7 protein-coding genes are annotated in these 11,546 nt (G+C 73.0%); 2 read left to right on the forward strand and 5 right to left on the reverse strand.

Translation table 11 applies throughout. The features are described from left to right. Window positions 1-285: 285 nt before the first annotated feature. The 4 genes from ACZ6K0_RS31690 to ACZ6K0_RS31705 form a co-directional block, all read right to left on the reverse strand. Window positions 286-546 carry a hypothetical protein gene (locus tag ACZ6K0_RS31690; RefSeq protein ID WP_327378639.1) on the reverse strand — a complete coding sequence of 87 codons (261 nt, stop codon included), beginning with the start codon at window positions 544-546 and terminating at the stop codon, window positions 286-288. Between the two features lie 82 nt (window positions 547-628). Next, entirely contained in the window at window positions 629-1,375 is a 747-nt protein-coding gene (locus ACZ6K0_RS31695) for a hypothetical protein (protein WP_469236248.1), read from the reverse strand. A gap of 114 nt (window positions 1,376-1,489) precedes the next feature. After that, window positions 1,490-1,702 carry a hypothetical protein gene (locus ACZ6K0_RS31700; protein WP_469236249.1) on the reverse strand — a complete coding sequence of 71 codons (213 nt, stop codon included), beginning with the start codon at window positions 1,700-1,702 and terminating at the stop codon, window positions 1,490-1,492. Between the two features lie 63 nt (window positions 1,703-1,765). Then, window positions 1,766-2,038: a hypothetical protein gene (locus ACZ6K0_RS31705; RefSeq protein ID WP_469236250.1), complete on the reverse strand. Its 273-nt coding sequence runs from the start codon at window positions 2,036-2,038 to the stop codon at window positions 1,766-1,768. A 1,275-nt stretch (window positions 2,039-3,313) separates the two neighbouring features. Between ACZ6K0_RS31705 and ACZ6K0_RS31710 the strand changes: the two genes are divergently transcribed. Beyond that, window positions 3,314-9,529: a DnaB-like helicase C-terminal domain-containing protein gene (locus tag ACZ6K0_RS31710; RefSeq protein ID WP_469235330.1), complete on the forward strand. Its 6,216-nt coding sequence runs from the start codon at window positions 3,314-3,316 to the stop codon at window positions 9,527-9,529. Next, window positions 9,529-10,149 carry a hypothetical protein gene (locus ACZ6K0_RS31715; RefSeq protein WP_469235332.1) on the forward strand — a complete coding sequence of 207 codons (621 nt, stop codon included), beginning with the start codon at window positions 9,529-9,531 and terminating at the stop codon, window positions 10,147-10,149. The genes ACZ6K0_RS31710 and ACZ6K0_RS31715 overlap by 1 nt, the downstream gene beginning before the upstream one ends. Window positions 10,150-10,207: 58 nt before the next feature. Here ACZ6K0_RS31715 and ACZ6K0_RS31720 read toward each other — a convergent pair whose 3' ends face one another. Next, a complete protein-coding gene (locus ACZ6K0_RS31720; protein WP_469235334.1) occupies window positions 10,208-10,693 on the reverse strand; it encodes a hypothetical protein in 486 nt (161 codons plus the stop codon). Window positions 10,694-11,546: the final 853 nt, after the last annotated feature.

Below are 11,546 nucleotides of genomic sequence, written 5' to 3' on the forward strand. Positions count from 1 at the left end.
CGACGGGCAGAGGAACAGCGGAGTTGGAACGGCAGAACTGAGCAGACGGACGGAGGACATGACCGGTAGGTGGCTTAGGGCGAACCATGGCGAGCAGAGCGGGTAGGTCGGACGGCAAGGCCGGGTGACGTTGGCGGTCCATTTGGTGCGTGGCACGGGCGAGATCGTCCGGGAGCCGGGAGCCGGGAGCCGGGAGCCGGGAGCCGGGAGCCGGGAGCGGTGGGAGAAAGCAGCGTGCCCCGCTCACGTTGTGAGCGGGGCGGGAGGCGGGGGCGGGGGCGGGCGCTACGCGGCGCGCTGGTTGGCGTCGGCCAGCAGGGAGCGGCCCACGTGCCCTGCGGCTTCTGCGGGGGACTTCCCGGCCCCGAGGGCCAGGAGGTAGCGCGTAGTGGTGACGGCGACTGCTTCGGGAGTGCTGAGCGCCTTATGGACCATGGGCGGTCGTACGCCCCACTTCTGGGCGATCAGCGTGCTTGCTGCGGAGGTGATGAACGCTACGGCGTCGGCCACGCCGTCGGGTGTCTCGGGGGAGAGCGAGTCGCTCATGGTCATACTCCTTTCAGGGTGTGGCGTGATTGGCCGGGCCGGGAGGCCCCGGGGTGCGCCCATGAGCGCACCCCGGGGGGTGTCACGCCTTGGTCAGCGCGCTCAGCTCGTCCGCCAGGTCCGCGCGCTTGAGGTTCAGCGCGGCGATCGCGCCGGTGAGCTGTGCGGCGGGAGCCATGTCCGGGGTGACGTCCGGGCTGGTCATCCCGTTCTCGGGCAGCTCGTCGCGCTGCTTGGTCAGGTCGACGATCCGCTCGCCGATCGACAGGAGGTCGAGCTTGAGCTTGTCGATCTTGTCGGCCTTCGCCTTGGCGTGCTGCTCGGTCCAGGGGGTTTCCGACTTGATGAACTCGGCGTACTTGGCGGTCAGCTCGGCGAGATCGTCGCGCTTCATCCACTCGACCACCAGGGCCGTCACCAGGTCAGCGGTGCGCAGCGCGGTTCGACCGGAGACGTCCACCGCGTTGACGCCGGTGGCGTACTGAGCACCGGCCAGGTTGTGGAGCCAGATGATCGGCGAGGTGGCCGTGATGTCCAGCGGGTTCACCTTCTTGTGCCCGACCACGAACGGGGTGCTGGCACTTCCAAGGGCCGGAACGTCGGTGCGCTGGTGCCGGTCCTCGGCCGAGCCCGCGCCGAACTGGACGTTCACCAGACCCGGCACCGTGGACTCGGCGTTGTAGTCGGGGTGGATCACGAAGGACCCCACTGAGATGACGCCCTCCTGCACGATCCGCTTGACCGTGTAGGTCACCTCACCGTTCTCGCCGACGATGCTCTCGGCCGAGTAGGTGGCGCCGGTCACGGTGGTGAAGGTCTGAGCGGTCATGTTCGTTGTCCTCCTGCGTTGAGTGGGGCCGGGATGCCGTTCCCGGCCCCTTGTGATTTCTACTTTACACAGATTCGTAGAGTTAAGCAACTATGAATCTGTGGGTGATCAGCTTCAGTGGGCGGCCGTCATCGTCGTGCGGCCCATGGCTTCCCGAAGGGCATCGTGCCCGACGGTAGTGGCCTTGATCACGAAGACGCTCCGGGAGTGAGCCCGAACCTCCGTGCACTCGGCCAACCTCTCCCACAACTTGAGCTCCGCGAACAACCTCCGGAATGACTCCACGGAGGTCCGGGCTATGCGGTACTGCTTGGTGGTGTGTTCCATGATCGGCCCCTTGTGGGTGACGGTTTGGTGTGAGAGATCGGGGTGCCCAGGCGGTCGCGAGGGTCAGATGAACAGGCGTGCCGCCATGGCGCAGGCAATGCCGAGCTGGGTGAGGCCCGCCTTTGTCACATTCGGCTTGAGCGCCTCCAACGTGCTGTCGAAGGTTGGGACGATCGCGAGCATCAGGGTGCCCACGGTCCCGCTCACGGCAGCGGATGCGGCGAGGAGCTCCGGTGAGCCGTCCATGAACGCCACACTCGCCAGCACCTGGGTTCCGAAGGCCAGGGGCAGGGTCACGGGCAGCGGGGTGAAGCGGGCCAGGGTGTCGATGTGCATCGCGGGCTCCTCGTGGTGGTGGCCGGCACCCCGACCTCGTGGTCACCACAATATAGCAACGCATAGAGTTAAGCAACTTCTTCTTAGTCCTCGCGTTCTGCCTCTGCCGGGATGTGCGGGGGAGTGATCTCTCCATCCCTGTTGCCCTGGCCCGTCCCTGGTCCATGCTCTTGGGTGTCCGGGCGCGGGTCACAGGGGTGATCTCTCCGTCGTCGCCGCCTCCGCCCCGGGCCGCCCCCGTCCGACCGCTCCGCTGTCGGCGCCTTTGGCTCTCTGGTCGTCGCCGACCGGGTGGGGGTGATCTCTCTGCCCGCCCTGCCGCTGCCCGTCGTCCTCCGCGGGAGCGCCGGGTTGTAGGTGCCACCCGCTGCCGTCAGCAGCTTGTAGGTTGCCTACCCCGGATCACCGCACGGATAATTTTCAAGATCTTTTTTCGTCCCCACCCGTGCCCGTCCCGGCTCGTTCCCCGTCCCTGCTGCGCTGTCGGGCGCTCCCCGCCGCCTCTGTCGCTGGGGTGCGGGGGGAGTGATTTCTCCCTCACCGTCCGCCTCCGCCCGCCGGTCCCCGGCCCGGCGGCCCGCCCCGGCCCTCGCCGCCCGTCCGCGCGTCCGCCCCTGGCCTGCCCGCCCGTCCGCCTCCGGCCGCCCCGGGCTCGGGCCGGCGGGCCCCGCCCGTCGTCCGCTCGTGGGTGTGCTTTCACTCGTTCTCGTTACAACATTCCGTGCCGGGGGTTGTACCGGTGTGGCTAGACTGACGCCCAGCGTTACACCTTCCGTCCGTGGGTGTGGGTCGGCTTGTTGTCCGGGCCGTGCTGCGCCCCGGGCCGTTCCGGGTGGTGCCGGTGGTCACCGGCCCGTCCTGGCCGTCCGGCGTCCGGCGTCCGGCGTCCGGTCGTCCGGTTGTTGTGGTTGTCCGGGGTTGCGGCCGCCGCTGCGCCGGGCCGGGCGGTGCCGGGCCTGTCCGTTGCCGTTCCCGGGCTTGTTCCGGGCCGGTGTGCCGTCGGCTCCGGTCCGGCCCCGGTGCGGGCCGTCCTCGGGCGTCTCCGGGCGTCCCTCGGGTTGTGGGCGGGTCGTTGTCTCCTCGTGTGCTCTTTCTGTGTCTGGAGTCGTGGTGTCGTCTTCTCGTTCGGGTTTCTCCCACACCGCCGCTGCCGTTGCTGGTGCTGCTGGTGGCCGTCGTGGTGATGCTGTTCCGGCGCGGGGTACGGACCAGGTCCCGCCGGGCCCGGTCGGGCCTGACACCGCGTCCGCTCCCGGGCCCGGTACGCCTGAGCCCGTGCCCGCCCCGGACTCTGTGCCGGGCGGTCCGGCCGCGCCCGTGCCCGCCGGGGCTGTTGCTGGTGTTGCGGCCGGTTCGGTCTCCGCTGCCGGGAGCGCCCCGGGCCCCGCGCCGGATGTCGCCCCGGACACCGTGGCGGTCACCGGCCCGGCCCCGGACGCGTCCCCGGCTGGTGACGGCCCGGCCCCGGCCCCGGCCTCGGTTCTGGTTGCTGGTCCGGTCCCGGCGAGTGACGCCCGGCCGGCTCCCGCAGGGGACGCCGGCGCCGGGGCGGGCCGGAACGCCGAGGCGGTCGCGGTCGCGTGTGCTGCGCCCGCTCCGGCCGGCCGTTCCAAGACCTCCCCGCGCGCGGCGCGCGGGGGTGGTTCCTCCCGGCCCGCCCGCTCCGGCCGGGCCACCGCCGCCGTCTCCGGCCGGGAGCCGGAGACCGGAGTGGCGGCCTACTACACCCTGCCCGGCCCGACAGACCCGCTGTGGGCGTCGATCCCGCTGGGGCTGCGTCAGAACCTGGGCATGCCCGCGTACCAGCTGGTGAACCCGGCGCGCGGGCACCTGGCCACCCCGGCGGGCCGCAAGCTGAAGTCCGCCCTGGGTGCCGCCGCCCGGGGCAAGATCACCGGAGCGCACTGGCTGGTGCTGCTCACCGCCCCGCGTACCGCGTTCGGCGGCCCGGCCAGCCAGCGGGCCGAGCAGGCGTACAAGGCCCTGGAGCAGCTGGTGGCGGACTTCCTGCGGCCCGCGCTGGGCGCGGTCGCCGCGGCCGAGTTCGCCGCTGGGGTGGAACTGGCCCAGTCCGCCCCCGCCGCCCCCGCCGGCCCGGCCGGCCCGGCCGGCGCTCCGGCGACCGCCGCCGACCCGACCCCCGCCGTGTCCACTGCCGCCACGGCGGTAGAGCCGGACGCCCCCTCCAGCGCTGTGGGGACTGCGCCCGCCGCCCCGGCGGACGACACCGCCCCTTTCGCCGCCGCTGCGCTGCGCCCCGTTCCGGCCCCGGGCGTCGACGCCTCCCACCGGGCGGCCCCGGCCGCAGCAACTCCCTTCCCTTCCAGCCTTGTTGACGCCACCTCGGCCGGGCCGGGCCCTGCCGGTTCGGGTGCCGCCGGGCCCGGATCGGCTTCGGAGACCGACGCCGCGCCCGTGCCCGCCCCCGGCGTCGGCCCGGACGCCGCCGCCGCTGCGCCCGACCCCAGCCCGGAAGCCGTCACCCTCCCCACCCCCGCCAGCGCGGCCCCGGCCCCGGGCAGCACCGCCCCGGCCGAACCGGGCCCGGCAGCCGGAACACCGGCCCCGGTGTCGGTCGGGGACCTGGCCGAGCTTCTGCGCGTCACCACCCAGACGCCGGGGACGATCCTGGCGGTCACCAGCACGCACACGGCCACCGCGACCACCGCTCTCGCCCAGGCCCAGGACCTCGTCGAGCCCGCCGACCCGCCGGCCCTGCAGGTCCAGGGCCACGACCGCTCCTCCTTGACCCGCACCCTGTACGCGCGGCTCGGCCTGGGCCAGCGCCGCCGGCTTCCCGGGCTCGACGAAGCCGAAGCCCTGATCGCCGCCGAGCTGCTGCGCGTCCCCCGTCTGGTCGTCGTCACCACCACCCTGGGGCTGCGCCCCTCCGCGCTCCTGCTGCTGCACCGCCTGTGGTCGCCGAAGCCGTTCCCGCTGGTGCTGGTCGGCGACACCACCCTCGACGGCCTCCTCAAGCGCCACGACCTGGCGGATCTGCACCCCCACGTCACCGTTCACCGCGTCCAGCAGCCCGCGCCCGCCGCCGCCTCGGCCCCCGCGCCCGCCGCCGGCCCGGCCGGGACGGCCTCCGGCACCGCGGCGCCCGACGGCGACCTGATCGCGGACCTGCGCGAGGCCGCCGAACACCGCTCGGTGCTGGTCGTCACCAGCCCGGACCCGGCCGCCACCGGCACAGCCCTCGCGGACGCCCTCGACACCGGCGCCCTCCAGCCCCTCTACGTCCACGGCACCGCCCTGGACCAGGTGGTCCCCGAGCTGTTCCAGCAGCTCGGCCTCGGCCGGCGCCGCCCCCGCACCCTGGAAACCGCCGTCGTCAAGATCACCGCCGAGCTGCGCCGCTCACCCCGCCCGGTCGTCGTGCCCGCCGCTCACGAGCTGCCCGAGGACGCTCTGCGCTGGCTCGGCCTGCTGTGGGCCAGCTCGCCCTTCCCCCTTGTCCTGGGCGGCGACCTCCGCCTCGACGACGTCCTCGGCCGGCCCGAACTCACCGGCCTCTACGCCAGGGCGACCCGCCGCCACCTGACCGCCGCCCCGCCGCGCTCCACCCCGGCCCCGGACGGCGACACCGCCGCGGCCGCCGAGCCCGAGCCCGTGGCCGCCGGCCCGGACACCGCCAGCCTCCTCCACGACCTGCGCTCCACGGTCGAGCACCGCACCCTGCTGTGCATCACCGGCCCCGCCGACACCACGGCCACGGCGGTCACCGCGGCCACCCAGCACCTGCCCGGGTCCGCCGCCTGGATCCACCCCCGCGGCACCGACGAAGCCGCCCTGATCCACGCCCTGTACACCGCTCTCGGCCTGGACCACCGCCGGCCGCAGCCCCGTGAGCACTCAGCCGCACTGGAGCTCGTCGCCGCCGCGCTCGACCGCGCCGCCCGCCTGGTGGTCGTGCCCGACGCCCACCAGCTGGCCACCGCCGCGCTGCTGACGCTCTACCGCCTGTGGGCACCCGGAGGACCGGAACGCTTCCCCCTGATCCTCATCGCCGACGACCACCTCCACACCGTCCTGAACCGCCCCAAGCTGGCGAGCCTGAAGTCCGCGGCCAACCACCACCGCCTGACCCCCACCCCCACCCCCACCGCTCCGGCCCCCACCCCCACCGCTCCGGCCGCCGCGCCCGCCGCCAACCGTGCTGCTCCCCGCCCGGCCCCGGCAGCCGGCCGGGCCACGGCCGAGCCGGCCCCCGCCGCCGACCCCTTCAGGAAGTCCACCACCATGCCCACCCCGACCCCGACCCCGACCCCGACCCCGACCCCGACCCCGACCCCGACCCCGACTCCGGCCCCGCAGGCGGCCGCCGCGCCAGCCCCGCCTACCGCGGCCGACGCCCCCGCCACCGGCCCGGCGCCCGCTCCGGCGGCCGGCACCGCCACCGTGCCGGAGACCGCCCCGCTGCGCCCCGCCCCGGCCGGTGACGCCCCTGCCGCACCCACCCCGGCCGTCGCCCTGGTCCTGGCCCAGAGCCCGAACACGCTGCACCACGCCCGCAGCACCCTCCCCCAGCTGATCAGCGCCGCCGGCCAGGGCACCTCCACCCCCCTGACCCGCGGCACCCACCACGCCCTGCTCACCGCCCCCACCACCGCCACCGCCCTGGGCTGGGACCTGAACACCGCCACCGCCCACGGCACCGCCGACGCCCGCAAAAGGCTCGGCGACCTCATCCAGGCCGCCGCCACCGGCCACCCCCAGGTCCTGCGCCGCCACGTCACCCCCCTCGCCGTGCTGCTCCCCGCCGCCCCCGACGGCACCCCGCTCGCGCCCACCGGCCACCCCACCCCCGGCACACCCGGCGCGGCGGCAACGACCGCACACAGCACCGCAGTTGTAACGCCCACCCCAGACGCCGCCCCGGCCGCTCCCGGCGGCCAGCCGGCCCCCGCCCCGGCGCCCGCAGCGGTCGACCCGAGCACGCCCGCGTCGTCGACCACTCCGACCCCGGACAACCCGCACACCCCGGCCAACACCACCCGCCGGGCATCAACAACCCAGCCCAGCAGTGGAGTTGATGCACCGGGCGACATCTTGTTCCCCACCCCGGCCGACACCGCCACCGCCGACCCGGCCGCGCCGCTGCCGCTGGTCGATCCCGCCGACGTCCTGCCCTTGGCTGACCCGGACGCCCTGCTGCCACTGGCCGCCGGCCAGCCGACCCCCGACCCGGTCGAGCCCGCCGCAGCCGACACCCCCGCCGCAGCTGCGCCCGGCCAGGACGTCGACGCCGGTACGGCCACCTCGAGCCCGCCCGTGCCGGCCGCCGACGAGCCCATCCTGCAGAACCCCGCAGCCGCGGCCCCGCCGGCCGGCCAGCCGGCCACCGCGGTGCCCACCGCCCCGCGGCCGCCGCGCCGCCTCGCCCCCCTCGCCGACGCCCTCACCACCGTCCTCACCCCCCAGACCCCCGACCCGGACACCCACACCCCGGCCGGCCCGCGCGCCCTGTCCACCGGCATCCGCACCCTCGACGACGCCCTCGGCGGCCTCCAGCCCGGCCGCTTCTACCTCGCCGCCGCCGCCCCCGGCGCCGGCGGCAGCCTCCTCGCCATCGCCGCCGCCCGCACCACCGCCCTCGACCACCACCTCCCCGTCCTCTACGCCGCCTCCGGCCTCACCCGCGCCGACGTCGCCGCCCGGATCGTCGCCGCCCACCTGCCCGTCGACTACCGCCGCCTGCGCACCGGCCGCCTCACCCCCGCCGAACAGGCCGACGCCGCCACCCTCCACAGCGAGCTCGCCGCCGCCCGCCTCTACATCGACGACGGCACCGACCTCACCCCCGACGCCATCGCCGAGACCGCCGCCGACCTCGCCGCCGACCTCACCCACACCACCGGCCAGCCCGGCCTGGCCCTGGTCGTCGTCGACCGCCTCCAGGCCCTCGACGACCCCCGCCTCCCGCTCTCCGGCCCCCGCCTCACCGACGCCGCCCAAGCCCTGGCCCACCTCGCCCGCACCCACCACGTCCCGGTCCTGGCCATCCTCGACACCGACCACCCCGACCTGGTCACCGCCCTCGGCCTCGACACCACCCTCACCCTCCACCCCCACCCCGACGCCCCCACCACCCAACTCCTCACCACCATCGCCGAACGCGACCTCGGCACCCAGGCCACCCTCACCCTCACCGCCGACCGCACCCACGCCCGCCTCACCGACCCCACCCCCTTCACCCCCTACGCCCACCGGGCGCCGGAGGCGCCCACCAACCCACCCACCACAGCGCCGGAGGCGCCTACACAGGCCTCCGCCTGGCCCACCGTCGCCGTCCCCGGCCACCCCGCCCAGGACACCGCCGCTGCGCCCCAGACCGCCCCCGGACCCGATGCCGAGGTCACCCCGGCCACCGCGGCCGCCCTGGACACCCTGGCCAACCTGACGCCCGACCAACCCCCCGCCCACCCGCTGCGCCCCGCCCAGGGCCCCGCGGCGCGTATTGCCGCCTCCCGGCCCGCCCGCACCCCGGGCGGCGGCTACGCGGGCCGGGACCACAGCTACTTCCTCGACATGATCAGCGCGGTCGTCGACCAGACCCTCCAGGAGCACGGCGGCGACACCGAGGCCGCCATCGCCGCCCTGGAGAAGCTGGCAATTCCAAACGGAATGGCCCTCTTCGAAGCAACCCGCGTCGGCGGAAATTACGAACACACCGTCTACCCGGAACGCCTCGAATTCCTCAGCAAGAAAACCCGCGACGGAGCCGACGACATTTGGGAAGGCCGCCACAAGTGGGAGAACGGCCCCCTCCTGGACCAGGTCAAGGCCGGCACCCTCGCCAGCATCGCCGTCGACGTCCTCGACACCAACGCCGCCTACTGCAGCGCCCTGAAGACCCACCTGCCCATCGGCGCCCTGCAGCACGACCCAGACGGCGGCTTCCACCCCAAGCGCTCCGGCATCTACCTCCTGCCCCAGCGCCCCACCTGGGAACACCCGCACCTGCCCGACCCGATCGGCAACCGCCGCGAGCCCGGCCCGATCCTCTTGGACGACGCCACCATCCGCCTCCTGATCCGCTGCCACAAGCTCGACCTCTGCGACGCCCCGAACATCACCCAGTCCTGGACCTCCGGCGCCTCCGAAAACATCACCGAGAAGTTCCGCCGCGTCCTCACCATCGCCCGCGAGAACGCCATCCTCGAAGACGACGACGTCACCGAGAAATACGTCAAGGCGATCTACGCCAAATTCGTCTCCACCATCGGAGAATCCTCATTCAACCGAGACCTCCGCCGACCCGACTGGATGCACATCATCCGCAGCCAGGCATTCGCCAACCTCTGGTACAAGGCTCACCGCGCCCACGAGCACGGCCTCACCATCGTCAAACTCCGCGGCACCGACGAACTCCACATCACCGGCGGAGAATGGCGCAAGGACAAGGGCGGAATCTTCGAAGAAGGCCGCCTCACCAAGCAACTCAAACTCAAGAACCAGTACACCATCGACGCGAAGGCCGCCTGATGTCGACCGACGGATGGAAGAATTTCGGAAAATACGGCGCCGCTGGCGACCCCGGAAACGTCCACGGGAAAATCGCCCTCGGCCGCGCCCTCGAAGACGCCCTGGAGCGCATGATCCTCCACGGCGGCATCAAATCCCCCGTCACCACCCGCCGCGGCCTGAAGGCCCGCATGAACTACCTCACCACCACCCAAGGCGGCGCCCAGGCCATGGCCGACGCCGGCATCACCGCCCACCCCAAGACCATCAGCGCCTGGACCAAGGGCACCCAGAACCCCCTCCCCGCCAACCTGGCCGCCATCGACACCGCCTACTGGAACCTTCGCGCGGCCAACATCCTCAACAACCCCGGCGCCTTCAAGCAGCACCTGAACAACAACGGCAAGGGCACCCGGGTCGAGATCACCCCCATCAACCAAGCACCCGTCATCCCCAGCCGCCGCCGCGACAACCTCCGCATCCGCACCCTGCAGGTCCGCTACGTCTGGGACGACGCCGTCGACGCCATGATCGCCGGCGACCTCGACAAACTCGGAGAGATCTGGGACGACATCATCGCCGACCTCGACTCCGACTGGGGCGCCTACACCTACGTCGCCTTCGTCGCCCTCGGCGCCTGACCACCCCCACCCAGCAGCCCACCCGCCCCACCAGGCCGCAGTTGCGCCCCGCCCCAGCTCAGACCAGCACCACCGGACACAGCAACGCGTACATCTCCCCCCGCAGCTGCGCCTCCGCGATGTCCCACGGCCCGGTGATACCGCCGGCCAGGGCGAAGAAGACGCCGTACCGGCGGGCGGTGCTGCGCCAGGCCCGCGAGCTGTTCAGGCCGCCCTCGTAGAAGCAGACGCCGCCTCGGCCGGTCACAGTCAGGACGTCGCCGGCCACGTCCAGGACGGCCGACCAGCCGGCCGCCGGCTCCGCCCAGCCCTCGAAGTCGTCGAACCGCGCCCACCCACCGGACGCCAGCCCGGCCAGGTGCGGATCCGGCCCGCGGCCGCCGACCGACCCGAACGTCTCCACCCGGTGCGAGGCCGCGAACACCACCTGCGCCCGCCCGCCCTCGACCGCCCACGCCTGCATCCCCAGCGGCCGCAACGGCTCACTGCCGACATCGACGACGTACATCGTGCCGCCGTCCACCGGGGCCGCCTCGCCGCTCACACCCACACCAACGAGCCGGACCACCCCGAGGTAACCCACCAGCAGCCGGCCCCGCCCGCCCCGCTGCGCTGCGCCGGGCCTGAGCTCCACCAGGTCGACCAGGGAGCCGACCGGACCGCCGCCAGCGGCACCGAGGCCGCACTCCGGGCACCCGTCCTTTTCCGGCGAATTACCGGTACAGTTCTCGGAGGACGCCACCGCATGAATCCCCGGTACAACTCGAAACAGAGACGGGGCATCAGGCAGGATTCTCTGACGCACGATTCTGATACACCCTCAGACCGAGATAGTCCGGTACAACTTCCCATCTTCGGCGAGAAATCCCGTAGGATAGGTGAGGACTTCAGCCGGGTACAGCTGACCGCCAATCAGGAGCGTTACAGAAAACAGCTCCACCACCTGTACAAGCCCTGTTTTGGCCGCTAGAATTGTCCGAGTGGTTCAGACCAGTTGGCCAAGGCCGTAGCTGACTCAGAGTCACAGATTCCCCGGCAAGTGACTTGTAACGCAGCGGCGGCCGTGACATACTGAAGCCCGGTACACAACAAGGAAGGCGCCCGGAGGATGTGTACCGAAGGAACCGCCGGCCCGGAGCGAGCCCCCGACCGGAGCAAGCAAGACCCCAAGGAACAGCAGAAAAGCCCAGGTCAGAGCCATGTAAGACCCGAGTTTCAAGGACAGAGCCACCCGAAGGCCGCAGATGCGGCACCAAGAGGCCAGCCCCGGAGACACCGCTCACGGCCGAGAGTTGTACCGGCCCCCTCCTCGTAGCCAGCCAAGAGCCACGGAGTGGCGTTACATCATTCCGTCACGGTAGTGACGGCGCGTCATGTGTCCGGAGGACACGGCGCGC

The sequence above is a fragment of the Streptomyces sp. NPDC042346 genome, from assembly GCF_055581845.1.